The sequence below is a fragment of the Pseudomonas sp. 910_23 genome (assembly GCF_052850795.1).
In genome coordinates, this window is the sequence record NZ_VXCZ01000018.1 from 113,136 (window position 1) to 130,845 (window position 17,710).

The following is a 17,710-nucleotide window of genomic DNA, read 5'->3' on the forward strand; positions in this document are numbered from 1 at the left end:
TTCAACGCCCCGTCCCTGAGTGGATTGGGGCGGGAGCCTGCCATGAGTTTGCATGAAACCTACGGCCAGCCTTTGCTGACCTTTCCCGATGCCGAAAAGAGCCCACTGAGCATCCGCGCCAAGGCGTTGGTGTTCGTCGACCCACGCTCACGCCAACTGCGTGAAGAATTGGAAAGCCTTGCGCCGCGCGCCTTACCCGTATTGATCCGCGGTGAAACCGGCAGTGGTAAAGAACTGCTGGCGCGACACATCCACCGTGGCAGTGACCGTACTGGCCTGTTTGTCTCGGTCAACTGTGGCGCCATTAGTCCTACCTATGCGGATGCCGAGTTGTTTGGCTATGCCGCCGGCAGCCACAGCGGCGCAGCGAGCAGTCGGGCTGGCTGGTTTGGCTCTGCCAACGGCGGAACCTTGTACCTGGATGAGATTGGTGACTTGCCACTGCCGATCCAGGTGAAATTGCTCGCGGCCCTGGAAAATCATGAGGTCACCCGCGTCGGTGCCCATCAGCCCAGCCCGGTAGACGTACGTCTGGTGGCCGCTACCAGCATCGACCTGGCCCAGGCTGTGGCCGTTGGCAAGTTTCACGAGCGCCTGTTTCATTACTTGAGCGAAGGCCGGCTGGACCTGCCGGCGTTGCGCGAGCGGGTGGGGGATATTTTGTCTCTGGCCGAGTATTTCCTCGGCATCTACAGCCAGCGCCTGGACCTGCCGGTGCCGCTTATCAGCGACGCCGCTCAACAGGTACTGGAGCGTCACACCTGGCCGGGCAATACCCGCGAACTGGAAAACGTTATTCACTTTGCCTTGCTGGTGAGCAGTGGCGATGAAATCTTGCCCGAGCATTTGAACCTGCCGGTGGCAGGCTCGCCGCTGGATCAAGTGCGACGAATTTTTGCCAGCGCCAGTGCGACCGAGCGCGAATCGCTGCGTACCTTCCTGTATGAACAAAATGGAATATCAACGTGAATAAAAGATATTGTTCGGGAATAAAAAATCTAGGTATTGTCCTTCCTACGCCGCGATAGCATTTCGCTGGCACCTCACATAAAAAATGGTCGTTAGAAAAGGACACTGCATGAAAAAGGTTCTGTTATTTACCGCGCTGGCGGCTGCCCTGACTGCCGGCTTCGCCCAGGCCAACGAAAAGCTGGTGGTAGCGGCCACGCCGATTCCGCACGCTGAGATCCTTGAGTTGATCAAGCCGACCCTGGCCAAGGAAGGCGTGGACCTGCAGATCAAAGTCTTCACCGATTACGTGCAGCCAAACGTGCAAGTCGCTGAGAAGCGCTTGGACGCCAACTACTTCCAGACCCTGCCGTACCTGGAAAACTTCAACAAAGGCAAGGGCACTAACCTGGTCACTGTAGTGGGTGTGCACGTTGAGCCTATCGGCGGTTACTCAAACAAGATCAAAAATATTTCCGAGCTTAAAGACGGCGCAACTGTTGCAATCCCGAACGAAGGCTCCAATAGCGGTCGTGCCCTGTTGCTGCTGCAAAAGAACGGTCTGATTACCCTCAAAGACCCGAAAAATGCACTGGCTACCCCAAAGGACATCGCCAGCAACCCGAAGAACCTGAAATTCAAAGAGCTGGAATCGGCCCTGCTGCCACGCGTGCTGGATCAGGTTGATCTGGATGTGATCAACACCAACTACGCCCTGGAAGCCGGTCTGAACCCGGCCAAGGACGCGTTGATCATCGAAGATGCCAAATCCCCTTACGTGAACTTCCTGGTAGCGCGCCCGGACAACAAGGACAGCGACGCTATCCAGAAACTGTCCAAGGCCCTGACCAGCCCGGAAGTCAAAGCTTTCATCGAGAAGAAGTACAACGGCGCAGTCGTGCCGGCGTTCTGATGTAACTCAAAACCCCCTTCAAGGTTTCAACGCCGACGGCTACTACAGCGTCGGCGTTTTTTTTGTGGGAGGGGCTTGCCCCTCCCACATTGATCGCCCTGGCGAAGGTTAGTTTTTTGGGTGATATCAATATGCTATTTCGGTATTTAAATTTTGCTTTTTATACCTTTAAAGTTCGCGCTACCCGACGTTATCCACGCCGGAACGGATTGCGCTCGCAGCATTACCCATGCCGCGATATGGACTGCACATGACCTTCGATTTCGCTTTTATCCTCAGCACCTTGCCGGCGTTCCTGCAAGCGGTGGGCGTAACCCTGCAAGTGGGCCTGATCGCCATCGGCACCTCCTTGCTGGTGGCGCTGATCAATGCAGCCTTGTTGGTGTTTCGCACGCCGTACCTGTCACGGCTGGTAGCGCTGTATGTGGAGCTGGCGCGGAACACGCCGCTGTTGATCCAACTGTTTTTCGTCTACTTCGCACTGCCGGCCCTGGGTTTGAATATCTCCGGGTTCTGGGCGGCAATCATCACCATGACCTTTCTCGGCGGCGCCTACCTCACTGAAGTGTTGCGCGCCGGTGTGGAAGCGGTGCCGCTGGCGCAGATCGAGTCGGGCAAGTCCATTGGCCTGTCCGACTGGCAGCTGTTGCGCCATGTGATTCTGCCCCAGGCCGGCATCCTCAGCCTGCCGGCGCTGTTCGCCAATTTCATCTTTCTGCTCAAGGAAACCACGGTGGTTTCCGCGGTGGCGGTGCCGGAGATTCTCTACACCACCAAGAGCTACATCGCCCTCTACTACAAGACCTACGAGATGCTCGCCGTGCTGACGCTGATTTGCGTGCTGCTGTTTTTGCCGTTGTCGTTGCTGCTCAGCCGTTTGGAAAGGAGGCTCCAGCATGGCCAGTTCGGGTCTTGAGTTGCTGTGGGTGTCGTTGCCACAACTGGGCAAAGGCGCTGCGCAAACCCTGTCGATTTCGTTTTTGAGCATCGCTTTCAGTACGGTCGGCGGCGTGCTGTATGGCGTGCTGCGCACCTTGAATAACAAGGTGATCAACGGTGTGCTGCGCATCTACCTGGAGCTGTTCCGGGCGATTCCGGTGCTGGTGTGGTTGTACCTGCTGTTTTTCGGCCTGCCGATTTTCTTTGGTGTGAGCCTGCCGAGCTTCTGGTGCGCGGTGCTGGTGTTGTCGCTATGGGGCGCCAGCGAAGTCGGCGAGGTGGTGCGCGGTGCATTGCATTCGCTGCCGCGTGGCCAGCGTGAAGCGGGCTTGTCGATTGGCCTGTCCGACCCGCAGTTGTACGGCTACGTGCTGCTGCCCCAGGCCCTTAAACGCATGACGCCGCCGACCATCAACGTCTACACGCGCATCATCAAGACCAGTTCCCTTGCGGTGCTGATTGGCGTGGTGGATGTGATCAAGGTCGGCCAGCAAATCATCGAGCGTACCTACGAGTCGGTATTGATCTACGGCGCGCTGTTCCTGTTTTTCTTCTTTATCTGCTACCCGTTGTCGGCCGCCTCCAAGGTGCTGGAACGGCGCTGGGCCCACGCATGAGCGCATTGATCGAGTTCCAGGGTTTCAACAAATTCTTTGGCCAGGCACAGGTGCTCAAGGGCATCGACTTGAGCGTGCAAAGCGGCGAAGTGGTGGTGATCCTCGGCCCCAGCGGCTGTGGCAAAAGCACCTTGCTGCGCTGCCTCAATGGGCTGGAAGTCGCGCACAGCGGCAGCCTGCGGTTTGCAGGCGTTGAGCTGCTGGATAAAAACACCGACTGGCGCCAGGTGCGCCAGGACATCGGCATGGTGTTCCAGAGTTACCACCTGTTCCCGCACATGAGCGTGCTCGACAACATCCTGCTCGGCCCGCTGAAAGTGCAAAAGCGTGACCCCCGCGAGGCACGTGAGCAGGCGCAAAAACTGCTGGAGCGCGTGGGCCTGGCCGACAAGCGCGACGCGTTCCCGCGCCAGCTCTCCGGCGGCCAGCAGCAACGCATCGCCATCGTGCGTTCATTGTGCATGAACCCCCAGGTCATGCTCTTTGATGAGGTCACGGCGGCTCTTGACCCGGAGATGGTCAAGGAAGTGCTGGAAGTGATCCAGGGCCTGGCCCGCGATGGCATGACCCTGCTGATCGTCACCCACGAAATGGCCTTCGCCCGCGCCGTCGCTGACCGCGTGGTGTTCATGGAGGCCGGTCGCATCCTCGAACACAACACCCCCGAGGCATTCTTTACGAACCCGCAGACCGCACGCGCGCAGCAGTTCCTGGAGAAGTTCTCCTTCGTTTCAACACTGCCAAAAAAGATCAAGGAACTGGAGCTGATATGAAAAAGTTACTGCTGCCACTGTTTGCCGTCGCCTTGCTGGCCGGTTGCGATAAAAAGGCCGAAGAGCCTGTAAAACCCGCGGCTGTCAGCTACATCGACAAAATAAAAGCGCGGGACAAGCTGATCGTTGGCGTCTTCACGGACAAGCCACCGTTTGGCTTTGTCGACGAGGCTGGCCGCTACGTCGGCTTCGATACCGACATTGGCCGTCAATTCGCCAAGGACCTGTTGGGCGACGAAAACAAGGTGGAGTTTGTCGCCGTTGAGCCCGCCAGCCGCATTCCGTTCCTGCAAAGCGACAAGGTCGACCTGATTCTCGCCAACATGACGGTGACGCCCGAGCGCAAGGAAGCGGTGGACTTTACCAACCCCAACCTGAAAGTCGCGGTGCAGGCCCTTGTACCGAATGACAGCACGGTAAAAAGCCTGGATGACCTGGCCACTCGCACCACCATTGTCACCACCGGCACCACCGCCGACATCTGGCTGACCAAAAACCACCCGGACTGGAAGCTGCTCAAGTTCGAGAAAAACTCCGAGTCGCTGCAAGCGCTGTCGGCCGGGCGTGGCGATGCCTATGCCCAGGACAACCTGGTGCTGTTCAGCTGGGCCAAGCAGAACCCGGGCTACCGTGTGCTGGAAGAAAAGCTGGGTGATGAAGCACCGATTGCTCCGGCGGTGAAGAAGGGCAATACCGAACTGCGCGACTGGGTGAATGCCGAGCTGGCAAAGCTGGGCGAGGAGAAGTTCCTGCTCAAGCTCTATGACCAATATGTGCGCAAAGAACTGAGCGATGACACCAAGCCTGAAAGTGTGATTGTTGAAGGTGGGAAGTGGCAGGGCTGAAACCTGACTTTTTGTGTTGGCTGCACCGGCCTCATCGGGAGCAAGCCCCCTCCCACACTGGATCGGGTTCACACATTCCGATGTGTGAATACAGGTCAAAATGTGGGAGGGGGCTTGCTCCCGATGAGGCCGGTACAGTCACCACCTACTCCGGCCAATGCCAGGCCGGCCCATCCAGAATCCCTTGCCCCACGATCCGCGTTTCCCCCAACACCTTCTCCAGCACAATCGAATTGCACCCCTCATCCTGCTGCAACGCCGCAATCAAGCGGCTGGCATGGGACACCACCCACACCTGGCACTGCTTCGACGCCTGGATAATCAAGCGCGCCAATGCCGGCAACAGGTCCGGGTGCAGGCTGGTCTCCGGCTCGTTCAGCACCATCATGGTCGGTGGCCGTGGCGTCAGCAGTGCGGCGATCAGCAACAAGTAGCGCAGGGTGCCGTCTGACAGTTCCGCCGCCGACAACGGCCGCAGCAAGCCTTCCTGATAGAACTCAATGGCAAAGCGTCCGCCTTGCAACGGTTCAATGTTCAGGCGCGCCCCCGGGAATGCATCGCTTACGGCACGTTGCAGCGCCTCGGGGTCGCCGATCTCGCGGATAGTCTGCAACGCGGCCGCCAAATCGCGGCCATCGTGATGCAACACCGGCGTACGCGTGCCCAACTGGGGCTGGCGCACTGGCGCGTCCACGTCGCTGCGAAAGTGATCATAAAAGCGCCAGCCACGAATGCTTTCACGCAACAGCAGCACTTCCGGCGAGCCGCGCAGGCTGCCGACCTGATCGAACAGGCTGTGGTAGTTGGGTGTGTGCTGCGCCAGTACATCCCAGGCACGGCCTTCGCGGGCACGTACCATGGCACCTGAGCGCTGCACCAACAGGCTGGCCGGGCGGTAGACGTGGCCGGCCCAGATGCATTCCCTCTTCACTTCGGGGTCGAGGCTGAAGAACGACGAGGTTTTTTCCGGCAATCCCAGAGAGATTGCGTAGCTGAAATCTTCGGCGGCAAACCCCAGGCGCAGGCGTTTGAGGCCCTGGCGCACATTGGATTCGATCGGTACTTCACCAGTGCGCATACGCCGGCTGATGGTTTCCGGCCCGGCCCAGAAGGTCGAGTCCAGCCCGCCTTCACGGGCCAGGGCATTGATCACTCCGCCCTGGGCGGTTTCTGCCAGCAGGCGCAGGGCCCGGTACAGGTTGGACTTGCCGCTGCCATTGGGCCCGGTGATCAGGTTCAAGCGGTCCAGCGGCACTACCAATTTGTTGATCGAGCGGTAATTGGCCACCGCGAGGGTTTTCAGCATATGCATTTAATCGGCTGGGGAACCATTGGAGTATGGGATCCTCCATGCAGATAAGGAACCCTGTTCTAAGCTCACAGTCGCATACACACTTGTACGTGAGCATCACGCAAAAGGAGCCTGCATGGGCGGTCGCGCTTCGACATTAATTTTCAGCCTTGGCCTCCTGGCGCTGCTGAGCGGCTGTGGCCAAGACAAAGCCGAGCCCAAGCAGCATTCACGGGTATTTGTGCAAACCGTGCAGCCGGCGGATTTTGCCGCGGCGGTCACGCTGACGGGCGATATCCAGGCGCGGGTGCAGACCGATTTGTCCTTTCGCGTGGGTGGCAAGATCATTCAGCGCATGGTGGACGTGGGCGACCGAGTAACGGCCAAGCAAGTACTGGCCAAGCTTGACCCCAAGGACCTGCAAACCAACGTCGATTCCGCCCAGGCCCAGGTTGTGGCCGAACAGGCGCGGGTCAAGCAGACCGCCGCCGCCTTCGTGCGCCAGGAAAAACTCTTGCCCAAGGGCTACACCAGTCGCAGCGAATACGACGCCGCTCAGGCCGCGTTGCGCAGCAGCCAAAGTGCCCTGGCCGCCGCGCAGGCGCAATTGGCCAACGCCCGTGAGCAACTTGGCTACACGGCGCTGGTCGCCGATGCACCGGGGATCATCACGGCGCGCCAGGCCGAAGTCGGCCAAGTGGTACAAGCCACCGTACCGATCTTCAGCCTGGCCCGTGATGGCGAACGTGACGCGGTGTTCAATGTGTATGAATCCCTGCTGGTGGAGCCGCCGCCGGATGCGCCGATTACCGTCAGCCTGCTGGACAACCCGAGCATCAAAGCCGTGGGCAAGGTGCGGGAAGTGACCCCGGCAGTGGCGGCCAATACCGGCACCATACAAGTGAAGATCGCCCTGCAAAACCTGCCTAAAGGCATGGAGCTGGGTTCGGTGGTGAGCGCCACCGCCAACGGCCCGGCCAAGGCCAGCATCGAATTACCCTGGGCGGCCTTGACCAAAGACCTCAGCGAGCCTGCCGTATGGCTGGTGGATGCCGACGGCAAGGCGCAGCTGCACAAGGTCAAGGTGGCCCGTTACCTCACCGGCAAGGTGATTATTGGCGAGGGCCTTAAAGGCGGCGAAAAAGTCGTAGTGGCCGGTGGGCAATTGCTGCACCCCGGCATGGTGGTCGAGATCGCCCAGCAAGGAGCCCAGCCATGAAGCAACTGACGGTTATCGTCGCCGCCAGCCTGTTGCTGATGGCTTGCTCCAAGGAAGAGGCGCCGCCTGAACCTGTGCGCCCGGTGTTGTCCATGCAAGTGAAGGCTGAAGATCAGGAAAACCTCGGCCGCTTCGCTGGCACTATCCAGGCCCGCTACGAAAGCAACCTGGGTTTCCGGGTGTCGGGCCGCATCGCCCGTCGCGCCGTCGACGTGGGCGCCGAGGTGGAGAAGGGGGCCTTGCTTGCCGTGCTCGACCCCACCGACCAGCAGAACCAACTGCGTGCCGCCCAGGGCGACCTCGCCCGCGTGCAGGCACAGTTCATCAATGCCCAGGCCAATGCCCGTCGCCAGCAGGAGCTGTTCAACCGGGGCGTCGGCGCCCAGGCTCAGTTGGATGTGGCGCAGACTGACCTGAAAACCACCCAGGCCACCCTTGATCAGGCCCGCGCCTCGGTCAATCAAGCCAAGGACCAGCTCAATTACGCCGAACTGCACACTGACCACGCCGGTATCGTCACCGCCTGGAATGCCGAGGCTGGCCAGGTAGTCAGCGCGGGGCAGCAGGTGGTGACCCTGGCTCGCCCGGACATCAAGGAGGCGGTGATCGACCTGCCTGCCGGCCTGGCCGAGCGCCTGCCGACGGATGTGGTGTTTCTGGTCGCCGGGCAACTGAACCCCAGCGTGCATACCACCGCCATCGTGCGTGAGATCGAACCCCAGGCCCAAAGCGCCACGCGCACCCGCCGCGCACGTCTGAGCCTGACCGACACTCCCGCCGCGTTCCGCCTGGGCACGGCCATCAGCGTGACCTTGAGCAGCGCCATTACGCCGCGTATCGAATTGCCCTTGAGCGCCTTGCAGGACGTCGACGGCAAGACGCGCATCTGGCTGCTTGATACCCAGAGCCAGACCGTGCAGCCACGCGACGTCAGTGTGGTCAGCCGGGATGCTGACAGTGCCTTGGTCAATGGCGGCATCAAAGCCGGTGAACGCATCGTCACCGCCGGCGTGAACAGCCTGAAACCCGGGCAAAAAGTCAAAATCGACGAGGACAGCCCGCGATGAAAGGGAGCTTCAACTTATCCGACTGGGCACTCAAGCATCAGTCCTTCGTCTGGTACCTGATGTTCGTCGCGCTGCTGATGGGCGTGTTCTCGTATATGAACCTGGGCCGCGAGGAAGACCCCTCGTTCACCATCAAGACCATGGTGATCCAGACCCGCTGGCCGGGCGCTACCCAGGAGGAAACCCTCAAGCAGGTCACCGATCGCATCGAGAAAAAACTCGAAGAGCTCGACTCCCTCGACTACGTGAAAAGTTATACGCGACCGGGTGAGTCCACGGTGTTCGTGTTCCTCAAGGACACCACCAGCGCCAAGGCCATTCCGGAGATCTGGTACCAGGTTCGCAAGAAGATCGATGATATTCGCGGCACCTTCCCCCAGGGCTTGCAGGGGCCGTCGTTCAACGATGAATTCGGTGATGTGTTCGGCTCGGTGTACGCCTTTACTGGCGACGGCTTGTCGATGCGCCAGTTGCGCGACTACGTGGAGCAGGTGCGCGCCGAAATCCGCTCGGTGCCGGGGCTGGGCAAGGTCGAGATGATCGGCCAGCAGGACGAAGTGATCTACTTGAACTTCTCCACGCGCAAACTGGCGGCATTGGGCATTGATCAACGTCAGGTCGTGCAAAGCCTGCAATCGCAGAATGCGGTAACGCCCGCCGGGGTGATCGAGGCCGGGCCGGAGCGGATTTCGGTGCGCACCTCCGGGCAGTTCGCTTCGGAGAAAGACCTGGCCAACGTCAACCTGCGCCTCAATGACCGCTTCTATCGGCTGGCGGATATCGCTGACATCAGTCGCGGTTACGTCGACCCGGCAAGGCCGATGTTCCGTTTCAATGGCAAGCCGGCGATTGGCTTGGCGATCGCCATGCAAAAGGGCGGCAATATCCAGTCGTTCGGCAAGGCGCTGCACGGGCGCATGGATGAGCTGACTGCCGACCTGCCGGTGGGCGTCGGTGTGCACAAGGTGTCTGACCAGGCCGAAGTGGTGGAAGAGGCCGTCGGCGGCTTTACCAGCGCGTTGTTCGAAGCCGTGATTATCGTGCTGGTGGTGAGCTTTATCAGCCTCGGTATGCGCGCCGGGCTGGTGGTGGCGTGCTCGATTCCGTTGGTGCTGGCGCTGGTGTTCGTGTTTATGGAATACAGCGGCATCACCATGCAGCGGGTATCGTTGGGCGCCTTGATCATTGCCCTCGGCCTGTTGGTGGATGATGCGATGATCACCGTGGAGATGATGATCACGCGCCTGGAAAAAGGCGAAACCAAGGAGCAGGCCGCCACCTACGCCTACACCTCAACAGCGTTCCCGATGCTCACCGGTACGCTGGTGACCGTGGCCGGTTTCGTGCCGATTGGCCTCAATGCCAGTTCGGCGGGCGAGTACACCTTTACTCTGTTCGCGGTGATTGCCGTGGCGATGTTGGTGTCGTGGGTGGTGGCGGTACTGTTTGCGCCGGTGATCGGCGTGCATATTCTCAGCGCCAATGTGAAGCCGCATAACGCCGAGCCTGGGCGCATCGGCCGCGCGTTCAATGGCGGTATGCTCTGGGCCATGCGCAACCGCTGGTGGGCCATCGGTATCACTGTGGCGCTGTTTGCGGCCTCGGTGTTTTCCATGCAGTTTGTGCAGAACCAGTTTTTCCCGTCATCGGATCGCCCGGAAATCCTGGTTGATCTGAACCTGCCGCAGAACGCCTCGATCAACGAGACGCGCAAGGCGGTTGACCGCCTCGAAGCGATCATCAAGGACGACCCGGACATCGCTCGCTGGAGCACCTACATCGGCCAGGGCGCGATCCGTTTTTACCTGCCGCTGGACCAACAACTGGAGAACCCGTACTACGCGCAGTTGGTGATCGTCAGCAAAGGCCTGGAAGAGCGCAGCGCCTTGATTGCGCGATTGCAGAAACGCCTGCGCGATGATTTTGTCGGTATCGGCAGCTATGTGCAGCCGCTGGAAATGGGCCCGCCGGTCGGGCGGCCGATTCAGTACCGCGTCTCCGGTAAAGACACCGACCAGGTGCGCAAGCACGCCATCGAACTGGCGACCTTGCTGGACCAGAACACCCACTTGGGCGAGATCATCTACGACTGGAACGAGCCGGGCAAAGTGCTACGCGTCGACATCGCCCAGGACAAGGCGCGGCAACTGGGGCTGTCGTCGGAAGACGTGGCGCAGTTGATGAACAGCGTGGTCAGCGGCGCGGCGGTGACCCAGGTGCACGACGATATCTACCTGATCAATGTGGTCGGTCGCGCCGAAGATGCCGAGCGCGGTACGCCGGAAACCTTGCAGAACCTGCAGATCGTTACGCCCAACGGCACCTCGATCCCGTTGCTCGCGTTTGCCACGGTGCGTTACGAGTTGGAGCAGCCGCTGGTGTGGCGTCGTGACCGCAAGCCGACGATTACCATCAAGGCCGCGGTGCGCGATGAGATGCAGCCGACCGACCTGGTCAAGCAACTGGCGCCGACCATCCAGAAATTCAGTGACGGCCTGCCGGTGGGCTACAAAGTCGCCACCGGCGGCACCGTGGAAGAAAGCGGCAAGGCCCAGGGCCCGATTGCGAGTGTGGTGCCGTTGATGCTGTTCCTGATGGCCACGTTCCTGATGATCCAGTTGCACAGCGTGCAGAAAATGTTCCTGGTGGCCAGCGTTGCCCCGCTGGGGCTGATCGGCGTGGTGCTGGCGTTGATCCCCACCGGTACGCCGATGGGGTTTGTGGCGATCCTGGGGATCCTGGCGCTGATCGGCATCATCATCCGTAACTCGGTGATTCTGGTCACACAGATTCATGAGTATGAAGTGGCGGGCTATACGCCGTGGGATGCGGTGGTGGAAGCTACCGAACACCGGCGTCGGCCGATTCTGCTTACGGCGGCAGCGGCGAGCCTGGGCATGATCCCGATTGCCCGGGAAGTGTTCTGGGGGCCGATGGCCTACGCGATGATTGGCGGGATCATCATCGCCACGTTGCTGACGCTGCTGTTTTTGCCGGCGCTGTATGTGGCCTGGTACAAAATCCGCGAACCCAAACAAGAGCATCAGGAACAGCGCGGTTAAAAATGTGGGAGGGGGCTTGCTCCCGATGGCGATGGTTCAGTCAGTGCATCTGTATCTGGCCCATCGCCATCGGGAGCAAGCCCCCTCCCACATTTGGATCTTCATCTCGCTTGAGGCTGTGGGAAGCTTCCGAAAGATCCACTTGTTGCCCCGGGCACTATCTGCATGCTTTACCCTCTCGACCTAACTTCTCCGTCCAGGTCGATTCCCATGCAGTGCCTGCGCCTCATCTTTGTGCTCTGTGCGCTTGTTCTTGCGCCCTCAGTCTTTGCCTCCACCGTGCTGGAAAACGCCCTGTGGCGCGTTGACCTCGACCCTGCAACCCTGGCGCTGCGTGTCACGCCAGCGGGGGAGGCCCCGGTACAAGCCTCCAGCGGTGTCGCCGTGCACGCTGTCAGTGCGTTGCAAGCTGATGCCGCACAGGTCTCCTGGCAATGGGACAGCGGCGCCTATCGCCTGACGGCCCGGCTTGAACAGCGCGAACTGTCTCTGTCTATCAGCGCCCGCGAGCCGGGTGAACTGGCCCTGCTGCGCCAGCCGGCCACGGCCATGGGCCAGGCGCTGATCTGGCCGTTGGCTGAAGGGCATTATGTGCCCTTTGATAACCCCGTGTGGAAGGCGTTCCTGCTTGAGCACGGCGAAGTCAATACCACCCAGGACCTGAGCTTGCCCTTGTGGGGCCTGGATCACGGGCGCTTCACGCTTAACTGGCTGCTGACCAACCCCTACAACAATCGCCTTGAATGGCAAGCGGACGGCCAGGGCCTGGCGCTGTCAGCGGCCCATGAGTTCACTACCCTTGCCCCCGACGCACCGATGACGCTGCGCCTGTACCTGGGCGATGCCGACCCATTGGCCGGCGCCAAGCGTTATCGCCAATGGTTGGTGGAGCAGGGCCGTTACGAGCCGCTGGCGGACAAGCTGCGGCAAACCCCCGAGGCGGTGAAATTGCTCGGCGCCAGTCACGTTTACCTCTGGGGCAACGGCTTGCTGACGCTGGATGATGTCCGTGATTGGCCAACGTTGATCAAACGGCTGCGCACCCATGAGCTTGGCAGGCTGCTGGACAAAGAGTCTGCGAAGGTGCTCGCACAGACAACCGCATTGAATCGTTATGAGCAAACCGTGCTGCTGCGCGGCCTCAATGCGGCCATCAACCAGAAGGCCCGGCAAGCCTGGCAAGTGGAAGAGCCCGACATGAGTCGCCTTGGCACTCGCTACGGCGAGTTGCGTAGCGAGCTGGCCGTGGATTTCGCCTCAGCCTTGAGTGATCGCCCCGAAACCTGGGGGCATTCGACTATCCAAGCCTTGCGTGACGCGGGGCTCTCGCATCTGCTATTGGCCCTGGGGGATGGCTGGGAAGGCGGGCTCTGGCATCCCGAAGCGATTCGCGCAGGCGTGGATGCCGGGTACTTGATGGCGCCTTACGATTCGTATGAAACGGCGCTGTCGGCCAGCGAAAATCCGGACTGGGCCACTGCCCACCTGGGCGGCAAGGCGTACCGTGACTGCGCAATCATATTGAAGAACGGCCAGCCGAAAGCCGGTTTCCAACAATCCGGCCACTACACGGACCCGCGCTGTGTGCGACCGTTGCTGGAAGCACGGGTAAAGGCGGTGCAGGCCGCAGCCGGATTCAATGCCTGGTTCCTCGATGCGTACGCCACCAGCATGATCTTTGACAGCTACCGCGACGGCGCCTCCATGAGTCAGGTGCAGAATGCCCAGGGCAATATCGACGCCTCGCGCTGGATCAACACTTCGCTAAAACTGCCCGCAGGTTCCGAAGACGGCAACGCCGTCACCGCTCAGGGCATTATGTTTGCCCATGGTATGCAAACTCCGGTGATCGGCTGGGGTGACCGGGACATGACCCGCGACCGGCAGTCGCCCTATTACGTCGGCAACTGGTACCCGGCGCAACAGCCGGCGGTGTTCTTCAAGCCTGTGCCGTTGAAAGCGTCGCTGCGCACGGTGTATTTCGACCCGACGATGCGGCTGCCGTTGTATCAGGCGGTGTTCCATGGCTCGGTGATCACCACTCATCACTGGCTGTTCGACAACCTCAAGCTGAGCAATGTACGGGCTGAAAATGAACTGGCCCAACTGCTCTACAACGTACCGCCGCTGTATCACCTGAGCGCGACGACACTCAAGGACAGGCTGCCGGTGATTCAGCGCCAGGACCGGTTCTTTCGGCCGCTGCATCAACGGTTGGGGACTCAGGCAATGACTGAGTTTCGCTGGCTGACAGCGGACAAACTGTTGCAGCAAACCACCTTCGCCGATGGGACGCGGTTGGTGGCGAATTTTTCGGACGCGCAGAAAGATGGGTATGCCGGGCGCAGTGTGACGGCGCTGGTGGAGGGGGAGGAGCCGGTGGTGTATCAGGTGAAATAACGCTGCCCGTTACGGCGCCATCGCGGGCAAGCCCGGCTCCCACAGTGAAATGCATTCCGAATGTGGGAGCTGGCTTGCCTGCGATGAGGCCGGTACAGGCGATGCGGCACTAAATTTTACGCCACACACTCGCCAACCAAGGCTGCTGCTCCCGAGGCAACCCGGCCGGTCGGTAGTAGTGCTCCAGCTCTTCAAATCCGGCCTCGGTCAGCAAGCCCCGCCACGCCTCCAGGTCGTGATAAGAGCCATACCGCGGCCCATTCCAACCCTCCTGGTTCTCACCCCGTGGGTTGGAGCTGAACAGCACGCCTCCAGGCTTCAACGTGCCATGCAGCTGCTTGAGAACCCGCGGCAATTCCTGCTTGGGAATATGAAACAGCACCGCATTGGCAAACACGCCATCGAAGCGCTCGGGTGGCAGGTCCAGCTTGAGAAAATCCTGTTGCAACACCTCACAGCCGCTGTCGTCCCGCGCCATCTGCGCAAACCGCTCGGAGCCATCCAGCCCCACGGCGATATGCCCCATGCGCGTAAAAGTCTGCAAATCCCGCCCCGGCCCGCAGCCGAAATCCAGCACGGTAAACGGCGCCGAGCCCTGGATATGTCGCAACAGCGCGTCGATGTTCTGGCTCACATCGTGATCGCGGGTGCCTTCACGGAAGTCTTCGGCCACCTTGTTGTAATGGCCGAGGGTGGTGGAGGTGATCTGGTTGAGGTCGTCGGGGGCGAGTTTCATGGTGTGGCGCACCGCTGCGGTTGAGGTGGTCGGACTATACCTCAGGCTCACCCTTGAGTTGAAAGACGTGTATCTGGTGTAGGGCGGTTCATCGTGTGCGTGTTGGGAGAATCCGACAGACCGCCCCGCAGGATTCTGGGTAAGATTCGGCCCTCATTCAAAGAGGGTTGTACATTCATGGAAGAAGAAAAACGTTCACGTGAGGGTCAGAAATTCACTGCAAACAAGGTGGACCAATACGCCACGAAACTCAGCAGCGGCCTGTTCTGGCTCAATGAACGCGCCTGGCCGCTGACGGTGGGGATCCTGTCGGTGGCAGGCTTGTATTTGTACCAGTACATCCAGGTGGAAAAAGTACCCCTGAGCATTCTGTCGGCCGCCGCATTCACTGCGCTGCCAGCGATGTTCGCCATGCTGGTGTTTGTGATCGGTATGATGGGCGCGTCGATCCTGGTGCCCACGTTCATCTTGTTCACGCGGCTGAACGGCACGGGTGTGCGCCTGAGTGATCAGCTTAATCTCAGCCCGGCATCGCCGCAGGTGACGGCGCAACATCGCCGTTTGTTGCTGCACTGGGCCGCCAGTCTGGTCGTCATGGGTATCTTTTGGATGTCCGCTGTTTACCTGTCCGTGAATGCCCAGAGCGGGCCTCTACTGACCATCAGCTGGATAGTGGCGGTCGTGCTGGCGGTTGTGGTCTACGTTGGCATCATCCTTCGCGCCCGTCCCACCCATATTGCACTGCGTGACCTGTCCGGAGAATTCTGGCTGGCCAGTGTCGGTGCAGGTGCCGTTCAAATGCTGGTAATCCTCATGGTGACGGTGCCGGTCTCCCGGGCCTTTCGCGAGTATTCCGACAGTGCGGTGCTTTTTGCGCCATTCATGTTTGCCGAACTGGTGGTGCTGTTCCTGGTCCAGGGATGTGCCGCTTGCCTTGTGGTGTGCATGAGGGATCATAAAAACCCGGTGGCATTCGCCTCAATGGCGGCCTTTGCACTCATCGTCTTCCTCGGGCTGATCCCGGCAAGCGGGTCGAAGCTGGGTGGGTTGCCATTGCAAGGCTCCGCCTCCGGAGGGCGCGTGTGTACGCTGATGACCTGGTCGGACGACGCCAAGGTTCTTCGCGTGCTGGTAGACGCCGACAACCCGCAGCGCAGTGTAAAACTGCGGGTAATGGCAGACTCGGACGGCAGCTACATCGTGCGCCCCTGGCAGGCCAAGGAAAAAACCGTCAGCTTCGTACCCCATGCCAGCGTTGCCCAGTTGGACGAATGTCCCTGACCTCGCGGGTTTTCAGGCGGACTGGGCTCGCTACCCAACCTCCTGGGTCTAACGGTTTCCGGGTCGGATGTTAATCCATTCAAAGCCGGATTGACCGCTTCGGATGATTTTTGCGAAGTTCTGTGGGACAACGAGTGAAAGTAATGGGGAAATTGGAGTGGCTGCTGCATTTTCGTGTACGGCAGCGAACAGTACGAATACAGCCGACACGAAACCGCTGGCAGTCTTGAGGCTTGGCATGTGCTGACTCTCCTGAGCCGAATGTAGCTAGTATTGAATAGTGCTTAGCTGGTCAGTGTCATGCTATTCAGTAAAATTTTACCGCCACGGCTTGAACGTCCTGCTCGCTATTAACGTTTTGGCCTGCCGCGTAATTGCCGCTTTGGGAAAACGCCTTCAACGCACTGTTTTGGCCACCTTCAATTGGGTCAAGGCAGTTGTATTGGGCAGGATGTTCACTGGACGCAGGACGCCAGATACATCCAACTGGGTACTGGGTGTTATCAGTTATGTTCAGAACCACGGTGTTGTTGTCAGCGATGCTGAGAGCTTGCGCCCAAGTTTTCAGCGGGAGTTCAATCAGTTGGATACCAAATATTCCTGCAGGAGGAATCCACGTCAAATAGCTGGTTCTGCCGTCATTATCTTTGCGCTCTACCAGGGCAATTCCATTGTTATTGATCGCGCGTCCGTAGTTCATGGTGCTGATCGTCAGATTCAGAAGCAGTGGTGCTGACGCGGGTGTGTTCCAGAATGCCGTTCGGGCTGGGTTGGCGTTGATGTTGGGGTATTCGCAAAAGCCTATCGCTTGCAGGGCGTCATTCAGACCGCTGAGCAGGCAAAGATTGGCCCCAGTAGCGATGGGTAATGATGTCACGGTATAACCGGTAGCGGCGGCCTGGGCTATTTTAGGAACGGTAGTGCCGCTGCTGCCTGGGCAGTTCATGGCAATTGCGGGGTAGCCGCTTGTGAGAGTGTTGTTTATGTCTACAGGGAAGCATGCGTCGTTGTACCCCGCCAACCCAAGCAGCGACGAAAAAATACGCGTAGGTGTGCCGGTCCCGGCAAGCCACACAACCGTGGAGTACTCCTTACCGTCGCTGCTGATGCTTGATCCAATCATATCGCCACGCTGATTGAGCGCTTTGACGGTGGTCCGTGCATCCGCAGCGCGTAGCAATGTGCCCGGAAGCGGCGCGAGCGCTGTAGGAGTGCTGCTTGGGGTGGTAGCGTTCCAGATCACTGCAGTTTCGACATTGTTAGCGTTCTTGCAAATGCCAGCAATCCAGCCCCCATTGGAGACAGCACTTGCATAGCAGGGTTGACCCATCATCAGTGGCGCTAACTCTACTTGTGAATCCGGGGTGCTTACGTTCACTACCCAAGGAGTGTTGTTGGCACTGGAGCTGAGCGGCGAGCAGTTGCCAACAGCGATAGCGTGGTTGTTGATGCCAGTGGTTTCGCACTGTCCTTCCATGGGGGTCAGTTTGACGTAATTTGCGGCATTGGCCGTCAATCCGAATGTGCCCACTAGCATGCAGCTCAGGTATTTCAAAAAGTGCATCTTCATCACCAGTCCATTCCTTTGGAGTAGAACCCTGGCTTGATTAGATACACGC

Annotated in this window: 14 protein-coding genes; 11 read left to right on the forward strand and 3 right to left on the reverse strand. The window is 59.7% G+C overall.

Features of this window, described 5'->3' with window-relative positions:
* The first annotated feature begins 42 nt into the window (after positions 1-42).
* From FW800_RS20845 to FW800_RS20870, 6 genes are all read left to right on the forward strand, one after another.
* A complete protein-coding gene (locus tag FW800_RS20845) occupies positions 43-969 on the forward strand; it encodes a sigma 54-interacting transcriptional regulator (protein WP_446438373.1) in 927 nt (308 codons plus the stop codon).
* Positions 970-1,078: 109 nt separating this feature from the next.
* On the forward strand, positions 1,079-1,861 hold the full coding sequence (locus FW800_RS20850; protein ID WP_103734006.1) for a MetQ/NlpA family ABC transporter substrate-binding protein: 783 nt from the start codon (positions 1,079-1,081) through the stop codon (positions 1,859-1,861).
* A gap of 250 nt (positions 1,862-2,111) precedes the next feature.
* Positions 2,112-2,777: an amino acid ABC transporter permease gene (locus FW800_RS20855; protein ID WP_005783759.1), complete on the forward strand. Its 666-nt coding sequence runs from the start codon at positions 2,112-2,114 to the stop codon at positions 2,775-2,777.
* Positions 2,758-3,417 (forward strand): amino acid ABC transporter permease, encoded by a 660-nt coding sequence (locus FW800_RS20860; protein ID WP_078820016.1) that lies wholly within the window; start codon positions 2,758-2,760, stop codon positions 3,415-3,417. The genes FW800_RS20855 and FW800_RS20860 overlap by 20 nt, the downstream gene beginning before the upstream one ends.
* The gene (locus FW800_RS20865) at positions 3,414-4,190 is read left to right on the forward strand and encodes an amino acid ABC transporter ATP-binding protein (protein WP_005783763.1); all 777 of its coding nucleotides are present in this window, start codon (positions 3,414-3,416) and stop codon (positions 4,188-4,190) included. The genes FW800_RS20860 and FW800_RS20865 overlap by 4 nt, the downstream gene beginning before the upstream one ends.
* Positions 4,187-5,035: a transporter substrate-binding domain-containing protein gene (locus FW800_RS20870; protein ID WP_122734780.1), complete on the forward strand. Its 849-nt coding sequence runs from the start codon at positions 4,187-4,189 to the stop codon at positions 5,033-5,035. Before FW800_RS20865 ends, FW800_RS20870 begins: the two co-directional genes overlap by 4 nt.
* A gap of 145 nt (positions 5,036-5,180) precedes the next feature.
* Here the strand turns inward: FW800_RS20870 and FW800_RS20875 are convergent, their stop codons facing one another.
* Positions 5,181-6,341 carry an AAA family ATPase gene (locus FW800_RS20875; RefSeq protein ID WP_446438374.1) on the reverse strand — a complete coding sequence of 387 codons (1,161 nt, stop codon included), beginning with the start codon at positions 6,339-6,341 and terminating at the stop codon, positions 5,181-5,183.
* Between the two features lie 121 nt (positions 6,342-6,462).
* Between FW800_RS20875 and FW800_RS20880 the strand changes: the two genes are divergently transcribed.
* The 4 genes from FW800_RS20880 (at position 6,463) to FW800_RS20895 (ending at position 14,074) form a co-directional block, all read left to right on the forward strand.
* A complete protein-coding gene (locus tag FW800_RS20880) occupies positions 6,463-7,545 on the forward strand; it encodes an efflux RND transporter periplasmic adaptor subunit (protein WP_248135701.1) in 1,083 nt (360 codons plus the stop codon).
* Entirely contained in the window at positions 7,542-8,612 is a 1,071-nt protein-coding gene (locus FW800_RS20885) for an efflux RND transporter periplasmic adaptor subunit (protein WP_446438375.1), read from the forward strand. The genes FW800_RS20880 and FW800_RS20885 overlap by 4 nt, the downstream gene beginning before the upstream one ends.
* Positions 8,609-11,674, forward strand: a complete 3,066-nt coding sequence (locus FW800_RS20890) for an efflux RND transporter permease subunit (protein WP_078820019.1) — start codon at positions 8,609-8,611, stop codon at positions 11,672-11,674. The genes FW800_RS20885 and FW800_RS20890 overlap by 4 nt, the downstream gene beginning before the upstream one ends.
* Positions 11,675-11,884: 210 nt before the next feature.
* Complete coding sequence (locus tag FW800_RS20895; RefSeq protein WP_446438376.1) at positions 11,885-14,074, forward strand: glycoside hydrolase; 2,190 nt, start codon at positions 11,885-11,887, stop codon at positions 14,072-14,074.
* 109 nt (positions 14,075-14,183) lie between these two features.
* Here the strand turns inward: FW800_RS20895 and FW800_RS20900 are convergent, their stop codons facing one another.
* The gene (locus tag FW800_RS20900) at positions 14,184-14,810 is read right to left on the reverse strand and encodes a class I SAM-dependent methyltransferase (RefSeq protein ID WP_032878428.1); all 627 of its coding nucleotides are present in this window, start codon (positions 14,808-14,810) and stop codon (positions 14,184-14,186) included.
* 177 nt (positions 14,811-14,987) lie between these two features.
* On the opposite strand from FW800_RS20900, the gene FW800_RS20905 reads away from it, so the two are divergent.
* Complete coding sequence (locus tag FW800_RS20905; protein ID WP_248090632.1) at positions 14,988-16,091, forward strand: hypothetical protein; 1,104 nt, start codon at positions 14,988-14,990, stop codon at positions 16,089-16,091.
* Positions 16,092-16,398: 307 nt separating this feature from the next.
* Here the strand turns inward: FW800_RS20905 and FW800_RS20910 are convergent, their stop codons facing one another.
* A complete protein-coding gene (locus tag FW800_RS20910; RefSeq protein WP_446438377.1) occupies positions 16,399-17,664 on the reverse strand; it encodes a hypothetical protein in 1,266 nt (421 codons plus the stop codon).
* Between the last annotated feature and the right edge of the window lie 46 nt (positions 17,665-17,710).

Excerpts from the sequence above, each read along its gene's own strand:
- FW800_RS20880 (WP_248135701.1), top strand. The coding sequence starts at position 6,463 with ATGGGCGGTCGCGCTTCGACATTAATTTTCAGCCTTGGCCTCCTGGCG.
- FW800_RS20875 (WP_446438374.1), bottom strand. The coding sequence starts at position 6,341 with ATGCTGAAAACCCTCGCGGTGGCCAATTACCGCTCGATCAACAAATTG.
- FW800_RS20845 (WP_446438373.1), top strand. The coding sequence starts at position 43 with ATGAGTTTGCATGAAACCTACGGCCAGCCTTTGCTGACCTTTCCCGAT.
- FW800_RS20885 (WP_446438375.1), top strand. The coding sequence starts at position 7,542 with ATGAAGCAACTGACGGTTATCGTCGCCGCCAGCCTGTTGCTGATGGCT.
- FW800_RS20905 (WP_248090632.1), top strand. The coding sequence starts at position 14,988 with ATGGAAGAAGAAAAACGTTCACGTGAGGGTCAGAAATTCACTGCAAAC.
- FW800_RS20850 (WP_103734006.1), top strand. The coding sequence starts at position 1,079 with ATGAAAAAGGTTCTGTTATTTACCGCGCTGGCGGCTGCCCTGACTGCC.
- FW800_RS20865 (WP_005783763.1), top strand. The coding sequence starts at position 3,414 with ATGAGCGCATTGATCGAGTTCCAGGGTTTCAACAAATTCTTTGGCCAG.
- FW800_RS20895 (WP_446438376.1), top strand. The coding sequence starts at position 11,885 with ATGCAGTGCCTGCGCCTCATCTTTGTGCTCTGTGCGCTTGTTCTTGCG.
- FW800_RS20855 (WP_005783759.1), top strand. The coding sequence starts at position 2,112 with ATGACCTTCGATTTCGCTTTTATCCTCAGCACCTTGCCGGCGTTCCTG.
- FW800_RS20900 (WP_032878428.1), bottom strand. The coding sequence starts at position 14,810 with ATGAAACTCGCCCCCGACGACCTCAACCAGATCACCTCCACCACCCTC.
- FW800_RS20890 (WP_078820019.1), top strand. The coding sequence starts at position 8,609 with ATGAAAGGGAGCTTCAACTTATCCGACTGGGCACTCAAGCATCAGTCC.
- FW800_RS20870 (WP_122734780.1), top strand. The coding sequence starts at position 4,187 with ATGAAAAAGTTACTGCTGCCACTGTTTGCCGTCGCCTTGCTGGCCGGT.
- FW800_RS20860 (WP_078820016.1), top strand. The coding sequence starts at position 2,758 with ATGGCCAGTTCGGGTCTTGAGTTGCTGTGGGTGTCGTTGCCACAACTG.